Raw genomic sequence first — 25,427 nt, forward strand, 5'->3', positions numbered from 1 at the left:
GAGCGCAGATCGGACGCAAGATCGAGCCGGAACAACCAGAGAAGATGGCAATGACGAACAGGACACAGCCTCAGCCGGCACTTCGTACTTCATTCTGTTCCATCGTGGATGATCCGCGCTGGGCGCGGGTTGTCGCACGCGATAAATCCGCCGATGGCCAGCTCTGGTATTCTGTCTCGACCACAGGCATTTATTGCCGGCCCTCATGCCCGTCGCGCACGGCAAATCCGAAAAACGTCTCGCTGCACGACACGATCGAGAGCGCACGCGCGACGGGGTTCCGACCCTGCAAGCGGTGCAATCCGGAAGGTCTCTCTCTTGAGAGCGAGAATGCGGCTCTTGTGGCAAAGGCATGCCGCATCATCGAGGAGAGCGAGGAAGAGCGGTCGCTGGATGATCTGGCGGCGGCGGTCGATTGCAGCGCGAGCTATTTCCATCGTATTTTCAAGGCTTCGACGGGACTGACGCCAAAAGCCTACGCCGCTGCCGATCGCGCCAAAAAGGTCCGCGAGGGTCTGGAAACCGGCACCGGCGTCACCGAAGCGATCTATGATGCGGGGTTCAATTCGAGCGGCCGTTTCTACGAGAAATCGACCGGCATGCTCGGCATGACTCCAACGCAATATCGTACCGGCGGAGCAAACGAAGACATCAAGTTTGCGGTTGGCCAGACCTATCTGGGCGCGATCCTCGTTGCCTCGAGCGCGAAGGGCGTCGCCTCGATCCTGCTCGGCGACGATCCGGATGAGCTGGTCCGCAATCTTCAGGACCGCTTCCCGAAAGCCCGCCTGATCGGCATGGATCGGGAATATGAGGCACTGATCGCTCGCATCGTCGGCTTCGTCGAGAATCCCGGCATCGGGCTTGATTTGCCATTGGACGTTCGCGGCACGGCATTCCAGCGCCGCGTCTGGCAAGCGTTGCAGGAAATCCCGGTGGGCGAGCGTGTGTCCTATTCCGATATCGCTCGTCGCATCGGATCTCCGACCGCGACGAGGGCGGTGGCCGGTGCGTGCGCGGCAAACAATATCGCCGTCTCCATTCCCTGCCATCGTGTGGTGCGCAACGACGGCGCGCTTTCCGGCTACGCATGGGGCGTCGACCGCAAGCGGGCGCTGCTCGATCGCGAGGCGGCGCAGACTGTTTGAACCCCATATTGTGTCCTGAGCTTCATGCATCCGCCGCGTGATTGTCGATTTGAAAGCAAGAATCGGAGTGCAGGCTGCATGCTGGCGTCGCACGGTGCAGCGAAACTCAAGGAGCCGCGCCATGACCGCCACCCCCGCCATAAATCGCCCGATGACGTCGCATGAATGGGCAATGCTGCTTGCACTTTCAGCGCTGTGGGGTGGGTCATTCTTTTTCACCGATGTCGCCTTGCGAGCCTTGCCGCCATTCACATTGGTGTTGTTGCGCGTTGCCGGCGCTGCAGTCATCCTCAATGCAACGATCCCGTTGCTGGGCCTGCGGCTTCCGACCGATGCTCGCAGCTGGATCGCCTTTTTCGGCATGGGCTTGCTCAACAATGCGGTCCCGTTCTGCCTGATCGTTTGGGGTCAGACGCATATCGTCTCCGGTCTTGCCGCGATCCTCAACGCCACCACGCCGCTCTGGACGGTGATCGTTACGCATTTCTTCACGGCGGAGGAGAAAATGACCGGCAACCGTCTCGCCGGTGTCGTGATTGGCTTGATTGGCGTGACCGTCATGATCAGCCCAAATGTGTTCGACGGCTTGGGCGCAACCATTCTGGCGCAGCTGGCCGTGCTGGGCGCCGCGATATCCTATGCTTTCGCAGCGCTATTCGGCCGCCGTTTCCGCCGTATGGGCGTGGCGCCGATGGTGACTGCCACCGGCCAGGTCACGGCCTCGACGCTAATGGTGTTGCCAGTCGCACTGCTTGTCGACCATCCCTGGACGCTTGCAATGCCAGGCGTGTCGGTCTGGGCAGCGGTGCTCGGAATCGCAGCACTTTCCACAGCGCTTGCCTATGTGCTGTATTTCCGCATCCTCGCCACCGCCGGCACGACCAACCTGACGCTGGTCACCTTCCTCATTCCAGTCAGTGCCATTCTGCTCGGCGCTCTGGTGCTGAGCGAACAGCTCGATACCAAGCAGTTCATCGGCATGATGCTGATCGGCATGGCACTCGCCGCCATCGATGGCCGCCTCATGAAGAGATTGAAGCTTAGATCCGCCTGAGGCCGGTCGTCTGATCCCGCAGGCGAACGATATCGCGTGATGACGATAGAGGGCCTCAGGCGCCGGCCGTACACGGCCGGTGAGCTGCAACGACGAAAACAAGGACACCCGCTACCATGTTCTCGCGCGGCGGATTCGACGCAAAGGCGAGCCGGGGCAAGCTACCCGGAACCAAAGAGGCTACCGACGCGCTCGTCGCGCTTGCCCAGGATAACGCGGATAAGGCGCTTGTCATGACATATATCGGCCAGCTCGTGGCCGATGGTTATGCGGAATGGGCCATGCTCGATAGTGGGGAAATCGAAGTCCGCTTTACCTCAGGTGAGACCTATCTACTCGCAGAAACCACCATTCTCAGACTTGCCTGATCGAGCAAAGTTTCGATTTGAAAGCAAGGATCGGAGTTTGGAAACGCGGCTGAAGACGTAGTTTCGATCATGAGGACAAATCAAGGAGATACGACAATGAACCTCGCGATTGAGACTGACGCCCTGCACTCCACTTCAACGGCCACCGATACTCTTTCCTACGCTATCACCGACTGCGAACTCGGCATGGTGCTGGTCGCGCGCAGCACAAAGGGCGTCTGCGCGATCCTTGTCGGCGACAATGCCGAAGAGCTGACGGCGGATCTCGCCGATCGCTTCCCGCAGTCGACACTGATTGCGAGCGAAGCCGCGGTGAAGGGCGATGTCATGAAAGTCCTGCGCTATATCGCGGAGCCCTCCGCCGGCCTTCATCTGACGCTCGATTTGCGCGGCACGCCGTTTCAGCGCCGCGTATGGGAAAAGCTGAAGACAATCGCTGTCGGCAGGACGGTGAGCTACGCGGAATTGGGCAAGTCGATCTGCCCGCTGACGAATCCGAGAGCCGTCGCCAGCGCCTGCGCGGCCAATCCGATCGCGCTGGCGATCCCGTGCCACCGTGTCGTCCGTATGGATGGAGAGCTCGCAGGCTATCGCTGGGGCATAGAGCGCAAGCGCGAGCTGATCCGTAAGGAGGCCATGGCATGAACCAGTCATTCGTCACCGCCACCGTTTCGGCTTCTGCGGATATGTCTGCAGAGGTGCGCGTTGCCGCCTATGACTGGAAGGCGCTGACAGGCGAGCTTGACAGCTACGGCTGCGCCGTTCTGCCGAAGCTTCTCACGCCGGAGGAGTGCGGCCACATCGCCGCGCTCTATCGTGACAAGAGCCATTTTCGCAGCCATATCATCATGGCGCGGCATGGTTTCGGGAAGGGCGAGTATCGCTACTTCAACTATCCGCTGCCCGGCCTTGTCGGCGGTCTCCGCACGGCGCTCTATCCACGCCTCGCCGGCGTCGCCAACGACTGGAGCGAGCGGATGGGAATGGCTCAACGGTTCCCCGACGATCACGCCTCGTATCTGCGACAATGCCACGATGCCGGCCAGAACAGGCCGACGCCGCTGCTGCTGCAATATGTTCCCGGTGATTTCAATTGCCTGCACCAAGATCTGTATGGGGATCTGTGTTTCCCGATCCAGGTGGCGATCCTGCTCTCCGAGCCGGGCCGCGATTTCACGGGCGGTGAATTCGCTCTGACCGAGCAGCGGCCGCGCATGCAGAGCCGCGTCGAGGTCGTGCCGCTACGCCAGGGAGACGCCGTCGCCTTTGCGGTTCACAATCGGCCGGTTCAGGGAACGAAAGGCAACTATCGCGTCAACCTCCGCCACGGTGTGAGCCGTATTCGCTCTGGGATGCGTCACACTGTCGGGATCATTTTCCACGATGCCCGGTGAGGAAACAATACTGGCGCCGCGGTCCTCGCGGCGCCAGACGCTGTTCGGTGGCTAGTACGCCGCTGTCCCAGTCAAGGCGCGAAATCGTTGAGAGGGCGGCAACTCACGACGGGGCAAGCGCCGTCGGCTGCCGGGACAGAGGCGCGAATGCCATATTGACCAGGGCCGCATTGGGCAGGGGTCGAGACGTAGCGATCGTAGAGCGCCACTCGTCCATCACGGGATGGGAAACGCAGGATTGCCTGACGGTCTCGTCCGAGGAGCGCATGGACGCTCGCACAGTTCTGTGCGCGGCTGTCGAACTTGTCGATCGCCATAGCTGACGCAGCAAAGCCAAACACTAAAGTGATGGATAGTGTGGTTCTCCACATATGCCCCTCCGGATCTTTTCTGGCGCTTTGATCCCGGTGGTCGGGAAAGTGCGGACCACACGGCAGGATTGCCCGCGACAGCACGCCGCGCAGCCAATCTACACGAATAGGGCTTCGGGTCGCTCCGCTTCTTATCTTCAAATCGAAAGACTATGCTCCCGATTTGTGGGATGCAAATGCCCTGAGACTTATGGAGCAGTCCCAAGTCGCCTGTCCGCCAGTCCGAGTATGGGGCGTAGAGACGCGCCAGCGTCAGGATTGCGAGCTGCGGAGCGTGGTCGCTCCGGCAGCTCGCTCGATCCCATGCCTCGTGTCGTATCTTAAGCCGATGCTGGTGAGTTTACAGTGCCATAGGCATGGCCAACGATTCTGGGAATCGATGCCGTGCCGAATGGTCGAAAATGCGGAGGCAGGATCATGTCGACGGCGGTTACGCCGATCCTCGCTTTGAGCATTTGGATTGCGGCTTCGATATCGTCGTGCGGTAGAGCCACGATGAACTCCTCGCCGTACTGCCACCATTGCATCTCAAGAAGTCTCGAGACAGTTTCCTTCTCAAAACGATATCGGATGTGCCTTGCCGGAACTCCTCCGACGATCTCGTAAGGTTCGACATCTTTTGTCACGACTGCGCCCGCACCGATTATTGCGCCATCCCCGATGGTAAGGCCGCCCATGATCACGACATTGTCGCCGATCCACACGTCGTTGCCGATAGTGAGTGCCATCTCCCCGTCAGGATAGGGTCTTGAATAAGTGTTTTCTTCCGGACTCCAAAACAGAGGGTGAGACGACAACCAGTTCGTCGGATGGCGCGCCGCATTTAGAGTGCATCTACGCCCAATTGAACAATAGCGACCTATCGTCGTGTGGCTGCGGATCATCGTTTCATTCGCGTATGATCGGTAACCGACTTTCACCTGCGGAAAGATGTTGCAATGATTTAGTTTGACGTGATCTTCAACCAAGATGCTCATTTTTCGCCCCCAACTTAAGCCCCGTTGCAATCATTAGATGATTTTCGCGATTCGCTAACCACAAAATAGTGGGGATAAAAGTAACATTTGACGCGATTTGGCATCGACTGCGGGCAGGCGGGATATCGGCCATAGACTATTGCCCCGCCCTAGTGGAGCGGTGAGGAGGCCGCAGCGAGGTAAGCCGTCCAGGTGGCTGCCTTCAGCTCATTGTTCAGAAAATGTCTGTTCCTGCGCTGCAACGCTAGCGAGCGCTGCCGACTGCGAGTTCGCAGCCGGATGTCTCTCGTCGTCGTTTTGGGCGATCGGCGATCAGCCTGTCGATATTCCTGCGAACATGGCTGAACCTTGCCTATTCCTTGAACCAGAGCGCGACGCCATTGGCGGCGTCTGCATCAATGAGCAGACCGCCTTCGAAGGGCTGGGGTGAAAAACCTCCGAGCGCCAGAGCATCCGCTGCGGTCTTCAATGAGCGGACTTTCAGCCCGAGTGCCACCTTGCGCTCATTGCCCGCAAAGCCCTGCGGAATGGCCTGGCCGAAGCGGGTGAGGGCGCTTGCCTCGGATATGAGATGGATGGTCACAATACCCGCCTGGATCGAGATTCCGCCCTCGTGGATTTGCGGAGTGGCTGCCGATGGAAATCCGTCGAGCAGTTCGGTGATGGTTTGAGGCGCGCGGCTGACGATGAAGACGTCGCTGATGTTCAAAACACCATTTGGGTGGTTCTGATCAACCGGACGCCAGACGAGTTCCGGCGTATTGTGCTGGCAGAAGAAGAAGCGGCCGTTCGAAATCGTGTCTCCGCCAATCTGAAAGGTACGAAAGCTTGCCGGCTTTTGCTCGCCATCCACGTTGACGGGGCGCGAGAAATCTCTCCAATCCGTCACCGGTTTGTTGGCGGCCGCCAGTTCGCCTTGCAGGGCAGCGGCATCGGTGGTGCGAAAGGCTAGCCCGTTCAGTCCGACCGGATAGGACCAGAGATCGGCCCTCTTCTTGTCGCCCTCCGGTGGGAAGCCAAGCAGCTCGATGTAGTTGTCGGCGAAGACGGCGAGATGGTTGATGGAGCCGAGCGTGTGATAGCCCCGGGGCGTCAGCGCGAATCCGAGTTTGCGATAGAGCTCCGCAGCGGTGTCGAGCTGGTCGAGTACGCCGATGACCGCGTGATCGAGGACGAGGGGCTGGGCCGTAACGGACATGAATGGAGTCTCCAGGATTAGATCTGTTAGATGGCCGCGAGGGGGGCATCTCAATGTGAGGTGGGGATCAGTATCTCTGATCAATGGCGGTGCCTGAAGCGGCGCGACGAGATCGCCGTGGAGAGCTCGGCACATTTCGATTGGAGCTCTTTCTCTGTGCCATCTTCGAAATGGTCGTCGAGAAACAGCGAGCGGAACTCGCGAAGAAGCAGCCTCGTTTCAAGGTCGTCGCGCTCGGCGGAGAGACGAAAGAAATGGCGTAGCCTGCCCATCATTTCCCTCCATTCAAGCTGCGTGATGAACGCTTGCGCGTGAAGTGGACATCAGTTTATGGATCGCGCGCAGCACGTCCGATGAGGACGCAAAATGCTGGCCATCGAGCTCATGCACATGAAATTTCACGGCGATGAATTTCAACGAGTCCCTATCGGGAACTACGATGCCGACAGGCACGCCGGCATATTCGATCACCTGTTTCGCCATTGGGGTCACCCGATCCTGTCAGCCCCCTTTGCCGGGCATGTTCGACAAAGGGTAGGGTCTTTAGTCTATTAATTTAGTAGACTATATAATATGCTGTTATGGATGACCATTCCGGTTGATACCAAACGAACCCGGCAATCGTAGAAAAGAATTCCATATCTTATCGAGTTTTATCTTTTGAAAGGCCTGCGCGAATTGGGCGTTGGCGTATCCGCGGTTTGGTGTCTGTGCTCCCAGGCGCATCTCTTCCCCGATCTCAAAAGACCGATCGATCGTCGCCTGTGTCAGGCCGGTATTTTCCAAGTTCTCGCGGAATATTAGACATATATGTCGGATATCGGCGCAAATTCGGTCACTCTATCTGTCGCGTTCGAAGCCAGGCGGATGCATTGTGAGTGCAGTCAACGCGACTAGCGTTTCGTTCCTCCCTGTTGCGCTGCGTTGGCTGTTCCCTCTGGAGGTTTTTGACCTTCAAACTTTGAAGGGCTCCGGCTGTGCCGAGAGCCCTTTCTTTTTCTTCCCCGATCCTGGCGATCAAAATTTTCATGGATGGTCGTATATCGGCAATATTCTTTGCCTTACGTCGCCATAAAGTCTATAAATTTTATCGACTACTCAATCGTCCGACGGTTATAAATTGGACATTCGTTGTGGATCCAGCCGGAGCCGACAACGAGTTGAATTGATGGTCAAAGGGCGAAACAGCAATGACAACCTTGAATGAATATCTCGGGCAGAAGCGCGCAGCTCTGCTTAACCGGCGCGCGCGCGTAAAATCGGGAGAAGTGGGCGCTGTTACCTTGAAAGCGAGCGCCAGCGCCGAGGGTCGCAGCGGTGTGCGCCGGATCAGAATTCGGGATTTCCAGGTTATCTCGGACAGCCCGCCCGATTTTGCCGGCTATAATCTGGGCCCGTCGTCGCCCGAATTGTTACTCGGCGCTCTTTCGAGCTGTTTGACCCATACCTATCTGATCCATGCTTCCGACCAGGGCGTGCCGCTCGAATCGCTTCACGCGGAAGTCTCTGCGACCATCGATGGTCGTGCCGGGGCGGAGGGACATGAGGATGTGCCCGTCTATCCCCAGGACATCAGCTATCAGGTCACGCTTGTATCTCCGGCAAGCGGCGAGGAGATCGCCCGACTGCAGGCGACCGTGGAGAAGCTGTGCCCGATCCTCAATCTTCTGAAACGTGGAAACGAGGTGCGTGGCCAGGTCGACCATCAGCAACCTGGCCAGTCGGCAACAAGCGCCTGACTATGACGACTGGCCCACACGTTGGCGCAGCGCATAGTTCTGCAATCCTGCCTTCAGGAAGAGATGCCATGGCCGACTCTCATATCGTTCGTCATCTGAGCGAGCGAAAATCCGTTCCCGCCGTGGAGTGGCCAACACTATTCCTGCTGGTTGGCTGTCATCTCATCTGGTTGATGATCGGCGTGTTCCTGTATCCGGTCTTGCCGAACGTATCGCTCATCCTGCTGGGTATCTGTATTGCCTTTCATTCCTCCCTGCAGCACGAGGTCCTTCACGGTCACCCCTTCCGCAACGAACGCTTGAACGAGCTGCTGGTCTTTCTGCCGATCGGACTTTTCTATCCCTACCGAAGTTACCGGGACACGCATCTTCAACACCATACCGACGAGCGCCTGACGGACCCTTATGACGATCCCGAAAGCTATTATCGCACCCTTGGCGATTGGCTGAACCTGCCCAGAGCCTTTCAGTTTCTCCTTACCATCAACAACACGCTGATAGGCCGAATGCTTCTCGGACCGCCGCTCAACGTCATTGGCTTTACCATCAGCGAATGGCGTCTGATTGCCGCCGGTGACAAGCAAAAAAGAACGGCTTGGATCCTGCATTTTATCGGTCTCGTGCCGGTGGGGCTCGCCATACATTTTCTCTTTGCCATGCCGATCTGGTTCTATGCGCTGACGGTCGGATACCTCGGACTGGCACTCGTTGCGATCCGCTCCTACTGCGAGCATCAGTGGTCGGAAGATCCGGATGGCCGCACCATCATCGTCGAGCGCTCTCTTCTTGCGCCGCTATTTCTGTACAACAACCTCCACATCGTTCATCACAAGTTGCCGTGGGTGCCGTGGTATCGCCTGCCGGAACTCTATGAGACGACGCGCGAGGAGTGGCAGCGCGTCAATGGCGGCTATGTCTTCCCGAGCTATCTGGCTATTCTGCGCGCCTATGCCCTGAAACCGAAGGAGCAAGTGGCCCATCCCGTGCTGCACCGGGAGGTGCTGCTGGATCGCGCGGTCATTCCGCAGGCTTTGGAGAAACTGGAAAGCCAAATCTCGTAGAGAGATGACACCTGTTAAGTTTTTTCTTTGTTCTGACGCTTATTTTATGAAAGCCGCTATCAATGCTTCTCGCCAGCCTTGCCATGTATGCCAGTCCACCGGCCCTCGAGGAGGCAACCGATCTTCTATGGGCGTACATCCGGGACGAGCTGCGCGCCGCCGGACTGCGACACGTACCCGACAGGCTTGATAAGCTGGTGCAGCACGATGATGCCTGGCTTCAGCCGAACCTGCTGCTATCCCAGACTTGCGGCTACCCCTATGTACTGCGGCTTCGCGGCCATGTTCGTCTGGTCGCGACACCGGAGTATGATTATCCGGGCTGCGTCGGCCCTCTCAAATGCAGCTTTGTCGTCGTGCCGAAAGAATCCGGGTTTCAGACGCTTGCGGATTTGCGGGGCGCTCGCGCGGCGATCAATCATCCCGAAAGCAATTCCGGAACCAACTTCTTTCGTGCGCTCATTGCTCCTCACGCGGAAAATGGACGTTTCTTTTCCTCCGTTGTCGAGACGGGGAGCCACAATGCGAGCCTGAACTTCGTCAGCAGCGGGCTGGCTGACGTCGCCTCGATCGATTGCATAACCTATGGGAATATTCTGCGCTTCGAGCCCCGTTTGGTTGAGGGTGTCCGCATTATCGCGGAAACGCCGAAGGGGCCGGGACTACCCTACATCACGCGCGCGACGGCAACCGACGAGGAGCTTTCAATCTTGCGCGCGGTATTGGCGGCCGTCGCCGATGATCGCCGGCTGGATGAGGTGCGCGATATCCTATCGCTCAGAAAGTTCAGTGTGCTGGAAGATGCTGACTATCAGCCACTGCTGGACCTTGGGCGCGAAGCGGCTCGCATGGGTTATCCCGAGATTGCCTAGTTTCATCTTTCGCGTCGAAAGGAATGATCTATCCGATGCTATGGGCGTCGAGCGAAATGAAAATTGACAGACTTCACCTGAAATCCAACCTGAATAGGACGCCATTCAATGAACCAGTCGACAGTGCCCTTTCACACGAGCAATCGGGCTGATGTTATCGATCGGATAGAGGCCTATTTCCCCGAACTCGTTGCCATTCGCCATGATCTTCATGCACATCCGGAGATCGGCTTCGAAGAAGTGCGCACCTCTGCAATTGTCGCCGAAAAATTGGCATCCTGGGGCATCGAAGTGCATAGGGGCATTGGCAAGACCGGTGTCGTCGGTCGGCTTGTCGGCCGCCATCCCGGCAATCGCTCAGTCGGCCTGAGGGCAGATATGGATGCCTTGCCGATGCCAGAGGAAACGGGCCTGCCATATGCATCCGTCTATCCCGGCCGGTTTCACGGCTGCGGTCACGATATTCACACGACCATACTTTTAGGGGCCGCACGTTATCTCGCCGAAACCCGGGATTTTGCCGGGACGGTCATCTTCATCTTTCAGCCGGCCGAAGAGGGGCTCGGCGGCGCCCGTGCGATGATCCGCGACGGCCTTTTCGAACGGTTTCCCGTCGATGAGATCTACGGGCTGCATAACGCGACCCAATTGCCGCCCAACCACCTGCATGTCTCGGAAGGAACCGTTCTCGCCGGTGCGGACTTCTTCGACATAACCCTGCGCGGGAAGGGGGCTCACGGCGCCCATCCGGATGTCGGGCGCGATCCGATTCCTGCAATCGGCGAACTTATCCAGGCCTTGCAGACCATTGTCAGCCGAAATGTGCCGCCGACCGAGCCAGCCGTTCTGTCCGTCACCAAGATCGGTGGTGGTTCGGCCTACAACATCATTCCGGAAACCGCGACTATCGGCGGAACCATCCGCACTTTTTCGGATGAGATCCGGGGCCTTATTCGAAAAAGACTGACGAGCATCGCGCAGAATGTCGCCGCTGCTCATGATCTTGAGGCGGAAGTCGATATTAGGGACATTTTTTCGGTCTTGACCAATCACCGCGAGCACGTCGAGATCGTCGCGAATATCGGGCGTCAGGTGCTTGGGGATGATCAAGTGTCGACCGCTCCGCGGCGAGCTATGGGCAGCGAGGATTTTGCGGATTTCCTCCTGCACGCGCCCGGCGCCTTTTTTACGCTCGGGCACACCGGCACGGTTCCCGCTCACAATCCCGGCTTTGTCGTCGACGACGATATTCTGCCCGTTGGGGCGACATTGTTCGCCCGTCTTGTCGAAAGCCGGCTAAATGTCTCTTGAGATTTGGGTGAGGCAATGTGAGTTGCGCATTTCTCTGCGCTGACGGCTCGGCGCGTCCAGTTCCGGCAAGAGCTGCGCGAAATATGGCAGAAAGAGGACAAAATTTCTAAGGTTCCACACAAGTAGGGTGCAGAGTTCCTCGCGATCCAATGCACGTATCGGTAGTTTCCCGCATGATATAAATGACCGGAGACACGCATGATCCGCCTACTTGTTCTCGGCACCGCATTTGCCGCCCTTCTTGCCAGCCCGACATTGGCGCAGCAGCCGACGAAGCTGCTGAACGCCTCCTACGATGTTTCCCGCGAGCTCTTTGCCGCCGAGAACGAGGCTTTCATCAAGCAGCATCCCGGCGTCACCATCGATCAATCGCATGCCGGGACATCCAAGCAGGCTCGCTCGATCGTGGAGGGGCTGGAAGCTGACGTCGTGACCTTCAATCAGTCGACGGATATCGATTTCCTCGCCAAGAACGGGTTTGTGTCGAAGGACTGGACAAAGGCCTTCCCGAACAATGCGTCTCCGTTCTACTCCTTCCCGTCATTCCTCGTGCGTGCCGGCAATCCGAAGAACATCAAGGATTGGGGCGATCTTGCTCGTGACGATGTTCACGCCGTTTTCCCCAACCCGAAAACATCAGGCAATTCCCGCTATACCTACCTTGCCGCCTACGCCTGGGCGAAAGAGGCCTATAAGGGCGATCAGGGGAAGATCGAGGCCTACATCACCAAGATCTTCAACAATGTTCCCGTCTTCGATACGGGTGGCCGCGCTGCCACGACGACTTTCGTCGAGCGTGAGACGGGCGATGTGCTGATCACGTTCGAGGCCGAGACCCGCGGCATCGTCAAGCAATATGGCAAGGACAAGGTTGAAAGCGTCATACCATCGGTGAGCCTGCTCGCGGAGTTTCCGGTCGCGGTTGTCGACAAGGTTGCCAAGAAACACGGCACCGAGGCGCTTGCCAAGTCCTATCTGGACTTCCTTTACAGCGAAGAAGGACAGCGGATTGCCGCCGAGTTCGGCAATCGGGTCAACAACGAAAAAGTCGCCGCCGAGGTGAAGGGCCAATTCCCCGATATCCGCCTGGTCAAGGTGGATGATGTCTTCGGTGGCTGGGAAAAAGTCCAGAAGGAACACTTTGCCTCGGGCGGTACGCTCGACAAGCTTTATGGCAGCCGCTAACTCCTGATTGGAATTCGCTTTTGATATCGCCCGGCGGACTTCGGTCCTGCCGGGCTTTGCCATAAAAGGAAATAGCAGGTTGAGACGGAATATCCTTCCGGGATTGCCGCTGTCGCTCGGTGTCACCCTTTTCTATGTGGGGCTCATCGTCGTTCTGCCGCTGGCCGCGCTTGTCTTTAAAACGGGGAGCCTGGGCTTCGAGGACTATTGGCGTGTCGTTTCTTCCCCGCGCGCGCTTGCGAGCTATCGCGTTACGGTTTCTTCGGCTTTCGGGGCAACCATCTTCAATCTCTTCTTCGGCTTGGCGCTTGCCTGGGTGCTGACCCGCTATCGATTTCCCGGCAGACGCCTCCTCGATGCCATTGTCGATCTGCCTTTTGCACTGCCAACGGCCGTTGCCGGCATTTCGCTGACAGCCTTGTTTGCGCCCAATGGCTGGTTCGGCTCCCTGCTGAGCCAGATCGGTATCAAGGTCGCCTATACCCCGCTCGGCATTGCCATCGCCATGTGCTTTACGTCGCTGCCCTTCATCGTGCGGACGGTGCAGCCTGTCTTGGAAGATCTCGATCCGGCGCTGGAGGAGGCGGCACAATCGCTCGGTGGTTCCGACTGGGAGATTTTCCGCAAGGTGATCCTGCCGTTGCTGACGCCGGCGCTCCTTGCTGGCGTATCGCTTTCCTTTGCCCGCTGCCTCGGCGAATTCGGCGCGATCATCTTCATCGCCGGCAACCAGCCGATGTCGACGGAGATCACCTCGCTGCTGATTTTCATCCGGCTGGAAGAATATGACTACGTGGCCGCTGCCGCTATCGCCTCAGTGCTGCTCCTCGCTGCTTTCGTCATGCTCGCGGTCACCAACTGGCTGCAGGCGCGCGCGCTGCGTTACACGGTGAGGAACTGACCATGAGTGTCGCTCAAACCCGCCGAAAGCCGCCACGCGTCGGCGACCAGCCTGTTTTCCGGCGCAGCCTGATTGCCGTGGTGCTGATCCTTGCGGGTCTCCTCATTCTGGCACCGCTCATTGTCATCGCCGTCGAAGCCCTTTCCAAGGGCTGGCAGGTCTATGTTGCGGCGATCGTTCATCCCGATACCGTTAGCGCCATCATACTGACGGTGGTAACGGCGCTGATTGCCGTTCCCGTGAATACGGTCTTCGGCATCGCCGCCGCCTGGGCGATTACGAAATTCGATTTCTGGGGCAAGCGGCTTCTGCTTGTGGTGATCGAAATACCCTTCTCGGTGTCGCCGATCGTCGCGGGTGTCGCCTATCTCTTCGTCTATGGTTTGCAGGGCATACTGGGTCCAACCCTCGAAGATTATGGCATCAAGATCCTCTTCGCGGTTCCGGGCATTATCTTGGCCTCGATGTTCGTCACCGCGCCCTTCGTCGCACGCGAGTTGATCCCGCTCATGCAGGCGCAGGGCCGCGATCTTGAGGAGGCTGCGACTTCGCTTGGGGCTTCCGGCTGGCGTACCTTTTTCGCGATCACTCTGCCGAACATAAAATGGGCGCTGCTTTACGGCGTCGTGCTCTGCAATGCTCGCGTCATGGGGGAGTTCGGTGCGGTCTCGGTCGTGTCGGGCAATATTCGCGGCGAGACCAACACATTGCCGCTGCACATCGAATTGCTCTACCATGATTATCAGGCGGCAGGCGCCTTCGCCGTCGCCTCCATCCTCGCAATCATCGCCGTCTTCACCATCATTGCCAAGGTAGCGCTGGAGCGTCAGGGCGCCGGCCGCGCCCGCGCCGCCGTCAATTCCGCAGAGAAAGCATCATGAAAATTCGCCTCGAGCATGTTGTCAAAACCTTCGAGACCTTTCGGGCAGTGCGGGATGTATCGCTGACGATCGAAAGCGGCGAGCTCGTCGCATTGCTCGGGCCGTCCGGCTCCGGCAAGACGACGATCCTGCGCATGGTCGCCGGCCTGGAATATGCTGACGGAGGCCATATCTATTTCGGTGAGCAGGATGCGACCGACATTCCGGTCCGCGACCGCGGCGTCGGTTTCGTGTTCCAACACTACGCGCTCTTCCCACATATGACGATCGCGCAGAACATCGCCTTCGGACTGAAGGTCTCGAAGGTGAAGCGCGAAAAGGCAGCTGTGGACGCGCGGGTTGCCGAGCTCCTGCGTCTGGTGCGGCTCGACGGACTTGCCGAACGCTTTCCGGCGCAAATTTCCGGCGGCCAGCGGCAGCGTGTAGCGCTTGCCCGCGCTCTGGCTGTCGACCCCAAGGTTCTGCTGCTCGACGAGCCGTTTGGCGCACTTGATGCCAATGTTCGCCGCGATCTTCGTCGCTGGCTGCGGGAGATCCATTCCGAACTCGGGATCACGACGCTGTTCGTGACGCATGATCAGGAGGAAGCGCTTGATCTCGCCGACCGGGTCGTTGTTTTGAAAGACGGCCAGATCGTTCAGCAGGGTACGCCTGGAGAGGTCTGCCGGGACCCGAAATCGGCTTTCGTCATGCGCTTCCTGGGCGATACCAATGTCATTGCCGCGGAAGTGCGGGACGGCGAGGCCCACGTTGGCGACGTAGCGATTGCAGCCTCTGGCCTGCCCAACGGCAAGGCGGAGATCCACGCTCGCCCTGCCGATCTGATCTGGTCCGACGAAGGACCGGGGATTCCGGCCCATGTTGGCCGGGTTCTCGATCGCGTCGATGGACGCCGCGTCCTGGTGACGACCGGGAACGGGGAACAGCTGGAATTCGACGTCGAGCCGGAGAGGGCGGTCGAAGCCGGCGAGGATGGTTTTGTCCAATTTCGAAGGGCCAAAGTTTTCCCGGCATAGGGCGGTCACATTGGCTTGGGGGCTGGCCCGAACAGCGTGGCGTCCTAAATTATAGGGTCATGTGGTCCGCGAAGACGGAGAAGGACGTTCAATGATCTATGACGCCGTGATCGCGGGTTCGGGTTTCTCTGCGATCGCGACTGTCTGCAATCTCATTGAACTCCTGCCCGCTTCCGCCTCGATTGCCATTGTCGGCGACGATCCCGGCTTTGGGCGTGGAACGGCCTATCGCACCGAGCTCTATCTGCACCGGTTAAACGTGCCGGCTGGCCGCATGAGCCTCTATCCGGACAGGCCGGACAATTTCGTTGAATGGTTGCGTGAGCGCAAACGGCCTCTCGGAGCCGGCGATTTCGCGTCGCGTCAGGACTATGGCCTCTATATTCGCGATAGTCTGGCGGAGCTTCTGCGCCACAAGAAGCCGCGTTGCCGGGTCGATTTCATCAAAGCGAAGGCAACTGGTTGTGTCGAGCGCTACGGGACGGTGATCGGCTTTCTGCTGGATAATGGCAATGAGATCGCGGGCCGGAATATCGTTCTTTGTCTCGGCGTCGGAAATGCCAAATTGCCCATCGATCTCTCGGCATTGCCGCCGTGCGCGCAGGCGCATGTCGTCAAAAATCCGTGGCGGCTCTCCTGGTTGAGACGTGTGGAGGCGACCGACAGGGTTTGCATTCTTGGCTCCGGCCTCACCATGATCGACCAGGTCCTGGCCCTGTCGGCGCATGGGTTCACCGGAAAAGTCACGGTGCTATCGCGCCGTGGTCTCGCGCCACTCGATCACATCAAGGCACCAAAGCCGGCAATGGAAATCGACGTTGCTGCGCTGCCAACGCGGATGAGCGAGCTTCTGCATGCTCTGCGTCGAGCAGCGCGGGTCTCCGGCGATTGGCGGAGCGTCATGGATGGGTTGCGCCCGAAGAGCCAGGCGCTTTGGCTGGGATTGCCTGAAGTCGAGCGGCGGCGGTTTCTGCGCCATGCATTGCCGTGGTGGAATATTCATCGCCATCGCGTCGCGCCCGATGTTTTCGGGAAGTTCGACTCGATGATAAGAAGCAGGCAGGTCTCGATCCGCGCCGGCTATCTGCTTGATGTCGAGGGCTCCAATGGTCTGACGCTGCGCTATCGTCCGAGAGGACGAAGCTATATCTCGTCGCTTGAGGCGGATTGGGTCGTCAATTGTACCGGCATGGAACGGGCAGGTATCTCGCATTCCCCGCTGTTGCGCGAGATGCAGCATCAGGGACTGATCGCGGCCGATCCGTTGAACCTTGGGATCACTGTCGATGCCCAATCGCGTATTCCGCGCACGACAAGCGGCGGCCACGCCATCTATGCCGTGGGCGCGCTGACAGCCGGCCAATTCTGGGAGATTACCACCGTACCGGATATTCGTGTACAAGCCAGAAATGTCGGGCAGGCGATTGCCGGCAGTGTTGAGTGAAACCTTTGAGGCTTTCAGAAGAGGCACCTCGAGGCAATCATCGCAACACGGCAGCATTTGCCCCATCTTTGAAGGGGTAGGGCAGGCCGTAACGGTCCCGAATTGTCTTGCCTTCATAGGCCGTCCTGTAGACGCCTCGCTCCTGAAGGATCGGGATGACCTTGTCGACAAACTCCTCGATATCATCAGGCGCGCGCGGTGGCTGCAGCGTGTAGCCGTCGACCGTACCATCGGCCCAGAGATCGATAATGGCATCGGCGACCTCATCAGGCGTGCCCAGCACCAGCCGGTGATGGCCTTCGGAACGGCGCACGGCCTGACGCGCCGTTAGCTTTTCATGAGCGAGTAGATCGGACAGGCCGAGGCCCATTCCGACAGCCTGGATGCGGTTGGGATCGGGGATGAAACGTTCGGCCTCCAGAACGGCGTCGGGATCGAAATCATGCGGATCGATGCCGTTGTCTTTGACAAAGCGGGCGAGCAGTCCCTCTTCCGAGCCCGCTCCGCTGAAAAGCTCGTGCTTGCGCAGCGCCTCGGCCCGCGTTTCCCCCAGGATTGCGACAAGACCCGGGACGATACGGATCCCGGCGGGATCTCGTCCAAGCTCGGTGGCGCGATTTTTGACTTTCTTGCCGAAAGCCTGGCCTGCTGCGCGCGAGAGAATGTTGCAATAGATGATCTCGCCATGCCGGGCGGCAAGTTCGATGCCGCCTTCGGAAGCACCTGCCTGCGCGATGACGGGATGGCCCTGAGGGCCGACCGGGACATTGAGTGGTCCCTTCACCGTGAAATAGTCACCCGCATGGTCGATTGCCTGTGCGCTTGCCGCATCCCAGAAGCGGTTTTCGGGGATATCGCCTTCGCGTGCAGGGTCCCAGCTCGACCAGAGCTGTTTGGCGACATCGAGGAATTCGGATGCTTTCGCATAGCGCTCATTGCGCGGCGGCAATGGCTCTGCTCCGAAGTTGGCGGCGACATTAGGGTTGAAGGACGAGACGATGTTGATGATCAGACGACCGCCGGAAATGATGTCCGTCGACTGGGTGCGCCGGGCAAGGTTATAGGGCGAATTATAGGTGGATGACATGGTTGCGACGAAACCGATGTCGGGCACTTGCGCGGCCAGGGCCGTGCACAGGATCAGGGGATCGATCGTGTGGAAGGGGCGACCGTTCGGGTCGGTCATCAATGCGGGGTGGTCCGAGAAGAACACCGCGTCGAACAACCCTTTGTGCGCCAGCTGGGTCAGCCGCCGATAATAGCCGGGATCGTTGATGTCATGCCGGGTGCCGGTGCGATACCGCCAGGCATTGCCGAGATATCCTGTTGTGTTGATGCCGACATTGAGATTGAGCTGTCGTTTCGAAGTTGTCATGCGGCTGGGCTTTCGTTCTGGAAGGCCATGCACGCTAGTTCGTAACATCAATTCCCTACAGAATTTATAGACTAATATTGCCGGAGCAGAAGGAATTAACTTCCAGCCTTTCGATGGGAGGGAGCATGGCGCGGAGCCCTTCCGGCCTTCATGCAAATATCTTGCACCGCGCGAAGCATTACTTTCGCTATGCGCGAGAAAAACTGCCTTTGGATTTCGGATTTTCCCAAGAATCCTGCAGGGAATGGGACGCTGCGCCCAAAGCCCACGCCAATCCATCGGAGCAAAGCCTATGTCGATCAATCGCCGCCAATTCCACCAATTGCTGCTGCTCGGGGGCGCCGGTCTGGCGTTCGGCATTCCGCAACGCGCCGATGCTGCAGACATGCCGGTCAGTGGCGGAACCCTGAATTGGGCCTATTACCCCGACCCCACCGCGCTGATTGCCATCAACACCTCTTCAGGCACAGGCCAGGCGATCGGGCCGAAGGTGAATGAGGGGCTGCTTGATTTCGACTATGATCTCAATCCCACTCCGCTCCTGGCAACATCGTGGTCTGCAAGCACCGATGGCCTTCGCTATACGTTCGCGCTCCGCAAAGGCGTCAAATGGCATGATGGCAAGGATTTCACCTCTGAGGATGTCAAGTTCACGATTTTCCGCCTGAAGGAAGCGCATCCGCGTGGGCGCATCACCTATCAGAACGTCACCGCTGTCGAGACACCCGATCCACTGACGGCCGTCATCGTGCTTTCCAAGCCGGCGCCCTATCTGATCTCGGCGCTCGGCAGTTCGGAATCGCCGATCGTGCCGAAACATGTCTACGAGACCTTCAAGCCGACCGAGCAACCGACCCTCGCGCAGACGATCGGCACAGGTCCATTCATTCTCAAGGAATGGGTGCCCGGCAGCCATCTGATCTTCGATCGAAACCCGGATTACTGGGATGCTCCGAAGCCCTATCTCGACCGCGTCGTCCTGCGGGTCATTCTCGATCCGGCGGCGAGGGCGGCTGCACTGGAGACCGGCGAAATCGACATCGGGGCGAACCCGGTTCCTCTATCGGACATCGAGAGATTGAAGGCCAATGCCAATCTCGTCGTCGATACCACGACCTATGCCTATTCGGGGCCGCAGCAGCAGCTGTTCTTCAACTACGAGAACGAGATCCTGACGAAGAAGGATGTGCGTCTCGCCATCGCCCATGCCATCGATCTGCAGAAGCTCGTCGACATCGCCCTCTTCGGCTATGGCCAGGTCTCGCCAAGCCCGATCAGCACCGCCCTTCCGAAATGGTACGATCCGAGCATCAAGGCGCGCGAACCAGATCCCAAGCTTGCCAACAAGCTTCTGGACGATGCCGGCTATCCGCGCGGTGCCAACGGAACGCGCTTCAAGCTACGGCTCGCCTATAATTCGTTCCTGCAGCCTTCCTATGCCGATTTCATCAAGCAGTCGCTTGCCGTTGTCGGCATCGATGCCGAAATCCTGAAGCTCGATCTCGCAACCTTCCTGAAGACTGTCTACACCGATCGTGCCTGGGATCTGGTCATCGAATCCCTCTCCAACACCTTTGACCCGACGCTCGGGGTACAGCGCGCCTATTGGTCGAAGAACTTCAAGATCGGCCTGGTATTCTCCAATGCCAGCCATTACGCGAACCCGGAGGTCGACGCGCTGCTGGAGGCGGCCGCCACCGAGCCGGATGAAGCCAAGCGTCGCGAGATTTGGTACAAATTCCAGCATATCATCCACGACGACGTCGTGTCGGTTGACCTAGTCGCGGCAGGCGCGCAGATCGTCGCCAACAAGCGTGTGAAGAATTTTGCGCCGGGTGCGCAGGGGATCAACAACAGCTTCGGACAGATATGGCTTAGCCCGAGCGCCTAAGCGGTGGAACTAGGAGCCGGCTACGTTCAGCCGGCTCAACGCATTCCTCGCCGCGATCGTGCGGATCATGTGACTTTGTGGGGCATGGGAGCGGGCGGTGATCGCATCGCGATGATGGCGCTCGAGCTGGAAGTCTCGATTGAGGCCTGGATTGCCGGCAAGATCGAGCGCCAGACTGGTGATGGCAACGGCATTGTCGATTACCACATGACGCACGTTCATGCCGTCCATTCCCACCGGCCTGCCGGCATCGACATCCTCTCCGAGCGATCGCAGCAACCGCGCATTGGTCGCTAGCCGCACCTCTATGTCGCCAAGCCCATCCTGGATGCGCGGCACCGTGGCAATGGGTGCACCAAGGCTGGCTGGCGCGTGATGGCTGACGAAGCTGATCAGACGGTCGCGCGCCGACCTCGCCACGCCGTGATAGACGGCGCCGATCAGGCCGAAGAAGAAGGCGGTCGCATGCTCGTCGCGCCGGATCGGCTCGCTCGCCGGTTGCGCTTCGATGAGGTCATCCAACGGGATCGACACGTCATCGAGGATGATATCATCGCTAGCAGTGGCATGCATGCCAGCGGCGTTCCAGCTCTTCTGAACGCGAAGCCCCGGAGCGTCCGTTGGCACCAGAAACGAAGCGCGGCGCGGCTGTTCTTCGTCGGTCAGGGCGAGAAGTGATACCCACTTCAAGACGGGGATACCGGTGACGTAGCTCTTATGGCCTGAGATGCGCCAGCGATGGCCATCGCGGCGCGCGATCGTTTCGGGGAGGGCGCCATGGGCAGGGGAGCCGATACGCGGCTCGGCCTGCGCATTGTTGATCAGCGCGACCCCGCGCTGGTTGGCTGAAAGCACTCTTTGCGCAAGATGCGCGGGCCATTCGCCGAAGCGCCGGATGGTAAAATGCGAGTTGTAGTGCATGGCAAGGACGAGCGCGGTCGAGGGCTCACCGCGGGCGATCTCGCTGATAACGGCCTGGGCTGCGGTCAGGCCCTCGCCAAGCCCGCCGTATTCCCGTGCGCTCACCAGTCCCAAAAGACCGGCCTCGAAAAGCCTGTCGAAGTTTTCGAACGGAAATTCACCGGTCTCATCGTGATGGGCGGCTGTCGTTGAAAAATCCTCGGCAAGGCACCTCGCCCTGCCGATCACATGATGAAACTCTTCGGTCATATCGGTCGTGTCGCCTCTCGTCAGGCGACTGCGCGAGCCGCAAAGCCATCGATATGCCGGCGGTCCACCCAATCCGCGATGTCGAAATCCGCGGCCAGAAAGCCGAAGTCGCGCAGGAAGTTCTTGTAGTGCTCCACGGCGTCGACAAGCGCCGGCTCCAGTCCAAGGCCCAGATGTCGATGAACCTCCGGGCCATTGGCGGCAAGAACCTGCTCTTCTGTCGCGCCGGATTCGCGCGCCACGAAACGTCGGGTTTCTTCGGGATGAGCCTGCGCCCAGGCGCTCGCCTTGAAGATCGCCTCGATGAGCTTGCGAACGAGATCGGGACGCTCCTCGGCAAGCAGTTCATCCACGGTCAGCACGCGCGGTGAGCCGGAATTGATGCGGATCTTCGGATCGGGATGAAAGCCGAACTCGGCAACCTGAACGGCGCCGATGAGATTGGCGACATTGATGCCAGCCGTTCCCTTGACGTAAATCGCATCCACCTCGCCACGCAGAAGAGCGGCAATCTCCTCGCCGTAGGCCTGCCGTCGTTTCAGGCCGAAGAGCGATGGTCCCTCCTGGCTCGCAAGCACGGAATCGGCAAGCGCTATCTCGACGACCTCCACGTCCGTCTGAGACAGGCCTTCGAGCGATAGCGCCGAGATCAGGCCTTTCAGCGCGGTTGCGCGCATGAAATCGACGATCCCTTCCGGACGGCGAGCGATGCCGAAGCGGCGGCCTTTCAGGTCCTTCGTCGTCTTGATCCCGGTTTCGGGCAGGGTGATGATTGCCTGAAACTCGTCCGTCCAGGTGATGCCGACAAGGCGCGTGCGGCGGCCTTCCGAGCGGGCGCGAATGGGTGGCACGTTACCGCCATGGCGGAAGGACCAGTCGAGCGTATGGTTGAAATGGCTCTGGCGGATATTGCGGTCGGGTGAATCGATGATCGATTTCAACGTCACACCCTCGGCGCGGAAGCCCTCTTCGAGATAGCCGAGCTGAGCCGCGAGACCGACGGGTGTCGGCACAGGGCAGCGTGTGTACCAGATTTCGGAAATGGCATTGCTGGTCATAATCGTCCCTTTCAGTTGCGCAAGCCGGCCTGTTTCATCAGCGGCAGCACGTCGCTGCCGAAGAATTCCAGATCGTCGCGGAAATCGAAGAAGCTGAGCTGAAGGCCGTCGACGCCGGCGGCTTTCAATTTGACGAATTGATCGACCACCTGCTCCGGCGAGCCGATGACGCGGATATTGCCGCCGATGAAGCGATAGGGGTCTTGCGTGTCGCGGCCCTTCCAGGCGTGCGCATCGGAGCTTAACGACTGGAAACCCTGCGGCGAGCGCTGGTCACCATGAGCAACGATGCGGTCGGCCAGTTCCCAGGCCTCCTTCTCGGTTGGCCGACAGATGACCATCGGGTTCAGGAGCGTGCGCACAGTGCGGCCGATATCGGTGGCTGCATCCTTCACTCTCTTCGTGTGGGCGGGCAGGGAGGCAAGCGCGCTGTCGATATCGGCGCCCGTCGGGCTGGTGATGAAGACGATGTCCGAATAGCGGGCGGCAAAGGCGATGCCGGCATCCGAGCCGGTGGCGTTCACCAGGATAGGCCTGCCGAAATTCGGCTTCGGCGTGACAAAGCCGCCGCCGAGTTTCCAGCTGCTCTGACCTTCGAAGGAGTAATTTTCGCTATCACCCCACAGGCGCTGCACGACTTCGAGGAATTCCGCCGCCAGCTCATAGCGCTTGTCATGCTCGATGCGCGGCCAGCCGAACATTTCGTGTTCGACGGCCCTATGGCCGGTGACGACATTGATGCCCCAGCGGCCGCCGGTGATGTGATCGAGGGTGGCGCCGAACTTGGCAAGGTGCAGCGGGTGCCATGGCCCATAAAGGACATGCATGGTCGAAATCAGCATGATCTTCTTCGTGAGGCCCGCAAGGGCGGCCGTCGAGACGAAACTATCGAGCGCCTGTCCATCGAACACGCCACCGTAGCCGCCCTTCGGGAGCCATTGCGACAGCGCGAAGACCAGATCGAAGCCCAGCTCTTCCGCTCGCAAGGTCAGCGCCTTGTTGTAGTCGAAGCGCCAGTCGGTCGAGCGTTCAAGCGTCGACTGCGTCCAGCCGCCGGCCTGGATCGGCAGAAACAGGCCGAGCAGAACCGGTTGCGTCGCCAGAGCCTGCGACAGAGGACTGTCCGGAAAATCCGTCGGTGCGGGAAATTTCGGAAGCCCGACGATGGAGCCGGGCGCGTGTTGGATGGACATGGCGTTCGCTTGCTTTCGATGGTTCGAGCTTTGGCTGCTACCTTCAGGCGGAGGCGATATAGGCGTAGGCAAGGCTGCCGCCGACGCCCTCGCCACCCAGCGTGTGGTCGGCTATGCGCTTGTTGTAGATGGTCAATTCTGGCTGGCTGACGATGTCGATCGCCGGCAGATCCTCGACGAGGATCTGCTGGATCTCGCGCCATTGCTCGACACGCTTATTGGGATCGACTTCGATGGCGGCGGCCTCGAGCAGGGCATCGACCTTCGGATTGCTGTAGGCCGATCCATTCGAAAACGGCACGCCGGGCTTGAAGTTCTTGCTCCAATAAAGCCGCTGCACGCCGACCGTCGGGTCGAAGAGATTGCTCATTCCCTCGTAGGCAAAATCAAAATCGCGGTCGGTGTAGATGCGCTTGGTGTAGGTGGCGAAATCCTGGCTGCGCACGGTAACGTCGACGCCGACCTTGGCAAGCGCCTGGCGGATATATTCGGAGCCGCGGCTATAGGGTTCGCCGCTCGGCACGTAATCGAGACTGACGCGCAGGCGCACCCCATCCGAGCCGCGGGGATGGCCGGCTTCGTCGAGCAGCTTCTCGGCGGCGGCAAGATCGATTGGATAGGTCTTCAGATCGGCGACAAACCACTTCGTCAGATTGGGATTTATTGGCCCGGGGATCGGCTCGCCATAACCATAGTTGATGGTATTTCGGATCACCTTCCGATCGATGATGTGTGCGAAGGCCTGCCGTACCCGGATGTCCTTGAAGACCGGGCGTTCCAGATTGAATTCGATGCGGCTGACGCCGTTGGAATATTGGTAGCCGCGCGTTTCAAACGCCAGATTTGGCAGGTCCTTGAAACGTTCGAGATCGCTGAGAGGAACCGGTGTCGACGGCGCCAGATCGATTTCACCCGTCTCGATCGCGATGGACCGTGCGGCCGCATCCGGGATGAAGCGGACGATCAGCTGGTCGAGATAGGGCCGAGGCTGGTCCCAATAGTCGGGGTTGCGCTCGTAGACAATATGGCTGCCACGCACCCATTCCTTGAACTTGAACGGACCGGTGCCGACGGGCGCCAGATTGACCGGATTTTCGGCAATCTTTGTGCCTTCGTAAAGATGGCGCGGCACGATCGGGGATTCGGATGCGGCCAGGGCCGTGATCAGATAAGGCGCGGGCTTGGAGAGAACCAGGATCGCGGTCAGCGGATCGGGCGTCTCGATGTCGACAAGATTGAGGAAGGTGTTGCGTCCGCGTGGATGCACCTCCTTGAGGGTCTTGATCGAAAAGGCGACGTCATCGGAGGTAAACGGTTTGCCGTCATGCCATTTGACGCCATCGCGTAACTTGAACGTATAGCGTAACCCATCGGCGCTCACGCTCCATTGTGTGGCGAGCAATGGCTGCGGATTGAGATCGAAATCATAGGTCAGCAGTCCTTCGGTCGTCTTGGGCGAGACATAGACCGAGTTGAATGCCGTATGGGCGATCGTCGTCAGGACCGGCGGCTCCGCCGAGAGAAGGAAGACAGCCGTGCCACCGCGGGCCGGGGCGGCAAATGCCGGCAGACCGGCTGCGATGGTCGCGCCGAAGGCTGCGGAAGCAAGCAGAAGATTGCGGCGGGTGATTGCCGGAAATTTTGTCATCTGGGTCTGGCCTTGCAAAATGGGACCATCTTTTTGCGTTGGCGGTGGTCCCTGGTTTTATCTTCCCGAAGAAGTGGATCCTGTAGGGTTTTTTGTCTCGTCTCACCGGCAAATTGGAAGATTGACCTAGATACCGGATATTATGCGGTAAAAATTGCTAAAACATACGACA

25 protein-coding genes are annotated in these 25,427 nt (G+C 59.1%); 15 read left to right on the plus strand and 10 right to left on the minus strand.

Annotated features, from left to right (window positions below; genetic code table 11):
• Positions 1 to 50: 50 nt before the first annotated feature.
• The 5 genes from ada (at position 51) to A6U86_RS13835 (ending at position 3,964) form a co-directional block, all read left to right on the plus strand.
• A complete protein-coding gene (gene ada / locus A6U86_RS13815; protein WP_068393905.1) occupies positions 51 to 1,148 on the plus strand; it encodes a bifunctional DNA-binding transcriptional regulator/O6-methylguanine-DNA methyltransferase Ada in 1,098 nt (365 codons plus the stop codon).
• A gap of 121 nt (positions 1,149 to 1,269) precedes the next feature.
• Positions 1,270 to 2,202 (plus strand): DMT family transporter, encoded by a 933-nt coding sequence (locus A6U86_RS13820; RefSeq protein ID WP_068391917.1) that lies wholly within the window; start codon positions 1,270 to 1,272, stop codon positions 2,200 to 2,202.
• 116 nt (positions 2,203 to 2,318) lie between these two features.
• On the plus strand, positions 2,319 to 2,570 hold the full coding sequence (locus A6U86_RS13825) for a hypothetical protein (protein ID WP_068391920.1): 252 nt from the start codon (positions 2,319 to 2,321) through the stop codon (positions 2,568 to 2,570).
• Positions 2,571 to 2,666: 96 nt separating this feature from the next.
• Positions 2,667 to 3,215: a methylated-DNA--[protein]-cysteine S-methyltransferase gene (locus tag A6U86_RS13830; protein WP_068391923.1), complete on the plus strand. Its 549-nt coding sequence runs from the start codon at positions 2,667 to 2,669 to the stop codon at positions 3,213 to 3,215.
• A complete protein-coding gene (locus A6U86_RS13835) occupies positions 3,212 to 3,964 on the plus strand; it encodes a 2OG-Fe(II) oxygenase (protein ID WP_068391926.1) in 753 nt (250 codons plus the stop codon). The genes A6U86_RS13830 and A6U86_RS13835 overlap by 4 nt, the downstream gene beginning before the upstream one ends.
• 71 nt (positions 3,965 to 4,035) lie before the next feature.
• On the opposite strand, the gene A6U86_RS35200 is transcribed toward A6U86_RS13835, so the two are convergent.
• The 5 genes from A6U86_RS35200 to A6U86_RS13855 form a co-directional block, all read right to left on the minus strand.
• Positions 4,036 to 4,335, minus strand: a complete 300-nt coding sequence (locus tag A6U86_RS35200; protein ID WP_141683705.1) for a hypothetical protein — start codon at positions 4,333 to 4,335, stop codon at positions 4,036 to 4,038.
• 320 nt (positions 4,336 to 4,655) lie between these two features.
• The gene (locus tag A6U86_RS34755; protein WP_083196833.1) at positions 4,656 to 5,312 is read right to left on the minus strand and encodes a CatB-related O-acetyltransferase; all 657 of its coding nucleotides are present in this window, start codon (positions 5,310 to 5,312) and stop codon (positions 4,656 to 4,658) included.
• A gap of 352 nt (positions 5,313 to 5,664) precedes the next feature.
• Entirely contained in the window at positions 5,665 to 6,510 is an 846-nt protein-coding gene (locus A6U86_RS13845) for a VOC family protein (protein WP_068391932.1), read from the minus strand.
• Positions 6,511 to 6,590: 80 nt separating this feature from the next.
• Positions 6,591 to 6,782: a hypothetical protein gene (locus A6U86_RS13850; RefSeq protein WP_068391935.1), complete on the minus strand. Its 192-nt coding sequence runs from the start codon at positions 6,780 to 6,782 to the stop codon at positions 6,591 to 6,593.
• 13 nt (positions 6,783 to 6,795) lie between these two features.
• Positions 6,796 to 6,993, minus strand: coding sequence for a hypothetical protein (locus A6U86_RS13855; protein WP_068391938.1), 198 nt, complete (start codon positions 6,991 to 6,993; stop codon positions 6,796 to 6,798).
• A 707-nt stretch (positions 6,994 to 7,700) separates the two neighbouring features.
• On the opposite strand from A6U86_RS13855, the gene A6U86_RS13870 reads away from it, so the two are divergent.
• The 9 genes from A6U86_RS13870 to A6U86_RS13910 all read left to right on the plus strand — a co-directional run bounded on the left by A6U86_RS13870 (position 7,701) and on the right by A6U86_RS13910 (position 16,920).
• Positions 7,701 to 8,249 carry an OsmC family protein gene (locus A6U86_RS13870; RefSeq protein ID WP_068391947.1) on the plus strand — a complete coding sequence of 183 codons (549 nt, stop codon included), beginning with the start codon at positions 7,701 to 7,703 and terminating at the stop codon, positions 8,247 to 8,249.
• Positions 8,250 to 8,317: 68 nt separating this feature from the next.
• Positions 8,318 to 9,310 carry a fatty acid desaturase gene (locus tag A6U86_RS13875; protein WP_068391949.1) on the plus strand — a complete coding sequence of 331 codons (993 nt, stop codon included), beginning with the start codon at positions 8,318 to 8,320 and terminating at the stop codon, positions 9,308 to 9,310.
• Between the two features lie 62 nt (positions 9,311 to 9,372).
• The gene (locus A6U86_RS13880) at positions 9,373 to 10,182 is read left to right on the plus strand and encodes a phosphate/phosphite/phosphonate ABC transporter substrate-binding protein (RefSeq protein WP_068391952.1); all 810 of its coding nucleotides are present in this window, start codon (positions 9,373 to 9,375) and stop codon (positions 10,180 to 10,182) included.
• 108 nt (positions 10,183 to 10,290) lie between these two features.
• Positions 10,291 to 11,493: a M20 aminoacylase family protein gene (locus tag A6U86_RS13885; protein ID WP_068391955.1), complete on the plus strand. Its 1,203-nt coding sequence runs from the start codon at positions 10,291 to 10,293 to the stop codon at positions 11,491 to 11,493.
• A 198-nt stretch (positions 11,494 to 11,691) separates the two neighbouring features.
• Complete coding sequence (locus A6U86_RS13890) at positions 11,692 to 12,678, plus strand: sulfate ABC transporter substrate-binding protein (protein WP_068391958.1); 987 nt, start codon at positions 11,692 to 11,694, stop codon at positions 12,676 to 12,678.
• A gap of 79 nt (positions 12,679 to 12,757) precedes the next feature.
• Positions 12,758 to 13,579 carry a sulfate ABC transporter permease subunit CysT gene (gene cysT, locus A6U86_RS13895; protein ID WP_068393906.1) on the plus strand — a complete coding sequence of 274 codons (822 nt, stop codon included), beginning with the start codon at positions 12,758 to 12,760 and terminating at the stop codon, positions 13,577 to 13,579.
• 2 nt (positions 13,580 to 13,581) lie between these two features.
• Positions 13,582 to 14,460 (plus strand): sulfate ABC transporter permease subunit CysW, encoded by an 879-nt coding sequence (gene cysW / locus A6U86_RS13900; protein WP_068391961.1) that lies wholly within the window; start codon positions 13,582 to 13,584, stop codon positions 14,458 to 14,460.
• On the plus strand, positions 14,457 to 15,476 hold the full coding sequence (locus A6U86_RS13905; RefSeq protein ID WP_068391964.1) for a sulfate/molybdate ABC transporter ATP-binding protein: 1,020 nt from the start codon (positions 14,457 to 14,459) through the stop codon (positions 15,474 to 15,476). Before cysW ends, A6U86_RS13905 begins: the two co-directional genes overlap by 4 nt.
• Before the next feature lie 91 nt (positions 15,477 to 15,567).
• Complete coding sequence (locus A6U86_RS13910; RefSeq protein ID WP_068391967.1) at positions 15,568 to 16,920, plus strand: FAD/NAD(P)-binding protein; 1,353 nt, start codon at positions 15,568 to 15,570, stop codon at positions 16,918 to 16,920.
• A 37-nt stretch (positions 16,921 to 16,957) separates the two neighbouring features.
• On the opposite strand, the gene A6U86_RS13915 is transcribed toward A6U86_RS13910, so the two are convergent.
• Positions 16,958 to 18,295, minus strand: a complete 1,338-nt coding sequence (locus A6U86_RS13915) for an NtaA/DmoA family FMN-dependent monooxygenase (RefSeq protein ID WP_068391971.1) — start codon at positions 18,293 to 18,295, stop codon at positions 16,958 to 16,960.
• Positions 18,296 to 18,587: 292 nt separating this feature from the next.
• Here A6U86_RS13915 and A6U86_RS13920 point away from each other — a divergent pair, with 292 nt between their 5' ends.
• Positions 18,588 to 20,186: an ABC transporter substrate-binding protein gene (locus A6U86_RS13920; RefSeq protein ID WP_068391974.1), complete on the plus strand. Its 1,599-nt coding sequence runs from the start codon at positions 18,588 to 18,590 to the stop codon at positions 20,184 to 20,186.
• A gap of 9 nt (positions 20,187 to 20,195) precedes the next feature.
• Here A6U86_RS13920 and A6U86_RS13925 read toward each other — a convergent pair whose 3' ends face one another.
• The 4 genes from A6U86_RS13925 to A6U86_RS13940 are packed head-to-tail and all read right to left on the minus strand — an operon-like array spanning position 20,196 to position 25,255.
• A complete protein-coding gene (locus A6U86_RS13925) occupies positions 20,196 to 21,356 on the minus strand; it encodes an acyl-CoA dehydrogenase family protein (RefSeq protein WP_068393910.1) in 1,161 nt (386 codons plus the stop codon).
• Positions 21,357 to 21,376: 20 nt separating this feature from the next.
• Complete coding sequence (locus A6U86_RS13930) at positions 21,377 to 22,414, minus strand: ABC transporter substrate-binding protein (RefSeq protein WP_068391977.1); 1,038 nt, start codon at positions 22,412 to 22,414, stop codon at positions 21,377 to 21,379.
• An 11-nt stretch (positions 22,415 to 22,425) separates the two neighbouring features.
• The gene (locus tag A6U86_RS13935; protein WP_068391987.1) at positions 22,426 to 23,607 is read right to left on the minus strand and encodes an LLM class flavin-dependent oxidoreductase; all 1,182 of its coding nucleotides are present in this window, start codon (positions 23,605 to 23,607) and stop codon (positions 22,426 to 22,428) included.
• Between the two features lie 43 nt (positions 23,608 to 23,650).
• Positions 23,651 to 25,255, minus strand: a complete 1,605-nt coding sequence (locus A6U86_RS13940) for an ABC transporter substrate-binding protein (RefSeq protein ID WP_068391989.1) — start codon at positions 25,253 to 25,255, stop codon at positions 23,651 to 23,653.
• Between the last annotated feature and the right edge of the window lie 172 nt (positions 25,256 to 25,427).

The sequence above is a fragment of the Rhizobium sp. AC27/96 genome (genome assembly GCF_001692325.1).
In the GTDB taxonomy this organism is placed as follows: Bacteria; Pseudomonadota; Alphaproteobacteria; order Rhizobiales; family Rhizobiaceae; genus Rhizobium.

What these genes read in the sequence shown, in the direction of transcription:
- ada (WP_068393905.1), top strand. Translation starts at nt 51, where the DNA reads ATGACGAACAGGACACAGCCTCAGCCGGCACTTCGTACTTCATTCTGT.
- A6U86_RS13820 (WP_068391917.1), top strand. Translation starts at nt 1,270, where the DNA reads ATGACCGCCACCCCCGCCATAAATCGCCCGATGACGTCGCATGAATGG.
- A6U86_RS13825 (WP_068391920.1), top strand. Translation starts at nt 2,319, where the DNA reads ATGTTCTCGCGCGGCGGATTCGACGCAAAGGCGAGCCGGGGCAAGCTA.
- A6U86_RS13830 (WP_068391923.1), top strand. Translation starts at nt 2,667, where the DNA reads ATGAACCTCGCGATTGAGACTGACGCCCTGCACTCCACTTCAACGGCC.
- A6U86_RS13835 (WP_068391926.1), top strand. Translation starts at nt 3,212, where the DNA reads ATGAACCAGTCATTCGTCACCGCCACCGTTTCGGCTTCTGCGGATATG.
- A6U86_RS35200 (WP_141683705.1), bottom strand. Translation starts at nt 4,335, where the DNA reads ATGTGGAGAACCACACTATCCATCACTTTAGTGTTTGGCTTTGCTGCG.
- A6U86_RS34755 (WP_083196833.1), bottom strand. Translation starts at nt 5,312, where the DNA reads ATGAGCATCTTGGTTGAAGATCACGTCAAACTAAATCATTGCAACATC.
- A6U86_RS13845 (WP_068391932.1), bottom strand. Translation starts at nt 6,510, where the DNA reads ATGTCCGTTACGGCCCAGCCCCTCGTCCTCGATCACGCGGTCATCGGC.
- A6U86_RS13850 (WP_068391935.1), bottom strand. Translation starts at nt 6,782, where the DNA reads ATGGGCAGGCTACGCCATTTCTTTCGTCTCTCCGCCGAGCGCGACGAC.
- A6U86_RS13855 (WP_068391938.1), bottom strand. Translation starts at nt 6,993, where the DNA reads ATGGCGAAACAGGTGATCGAATATGCCGGCGTGCCTGTCGGCATCGTA.
- A6U86_RS13870 (WP_068391947.1), top strand. Translation starts at nt 7,701, where the DNA reads ATGACAACCTTGAATGAATATCTCGGGCAGAAGCGCGCAGCTCTGCTT.
- A6U86_RS13875 (WP_068391949.1), top strand. Translation starts at nt 8,318, where the DNA reads ATGGCCGACTCTCATATCGTTCGTCATCTGAGCGAGCGAAAATCCGTT.
- A6U86_RS13880 (WP_068391952.1), top strand. Translation starts at nt 9,373, where the DNA reads ATGCTTCTCGCCAGCCTTGCCATGTATGCCAGTCCACCGGCCCTCGAG.
- A6U86_RS13885 (WP_068391955.1), top strand. Translation starts at nt 10,291, where the DNA reads ATGAACCAGTCGACAGTGCCCTTTCACACGAGCAATCGGGCTGATGTT.
- A6U86_RS13890 (WP_068391958.1), top strand. Translation starts at nt 11,692, where the DNA reads ATGATCCGCCTACTTGTTCTCGGCACCGCATTTGCCGCCCTTCTTGCC.
- cysW (WP_068391961.1), top strand. Translation starts at nt 13,582, where the DNA reads ATGAGTGTCGCTCAAACCCGCCGAAAGCCGCCACGCGTCGGCGACCAG.
- A6U86_RS13905 (WP_068391964.1), top strand. Translation starts at nt 14,457, where the DNA reads ATGAAAATTCGCCTCGAGCATGTTGTCAAAACCTTCGAGACCTTTCGG.
- A6U86_RS13910 (WP_068391967.1), top strand. Translation starts at nt 15,568, where the DNA reads ATGATCTATGACGCCGTGATCGCGGGTTCGGGTTTCTCTGCGATCGCG.
- A6U86_RS13915 (WP_068391971.1), bottom strand. Translation starts at nt 18,295, where the DNA reads ATGACAACTTCGAAACGACAGCTCAATCTCAATGTCGGCATCAACACA.
- A6U86_RS13920 (WP_068391974.1), top strand. Translation starts at nt 18,588, where the DNA reads ATGTCGATCAATCGCCGCCAATTCCACCAATTGCTGCTGCTCGGGGGC.
- A6U86_RS13925 (WP_068393910.1), bottom strand. Translation starts at nt 21,356, where the DNA reads ATGACCGAAGAGTTTCATCATGTGATCGGCAGGGCGAGGTGCCTTGCC.
- A6U86_RS13930 (WP_068391977.1), bottom strand. Translation starts at nt 22,414, where the DNA reads ATGACCAGCAATGCCATTTCCGAAATCTGGTACACACGCTGCCCTGTG.
- A6U86_RS13935 (WP_068391987.1), bottom strand. Translation starts at nt 23,607, where the DNA reads ATGTCCATCCAACACGCGCCCGGCTCCATCGTCGGGCTTCCGAAATTT.
- A6U86_RS13940 (WP_068391989.1), bottom strand. Translation starts at nt 25,255, where the DNA reads ATGACAAAATTTCCGGCAATCACCCGCCGCAATCTTCTGCTTGCTTCC.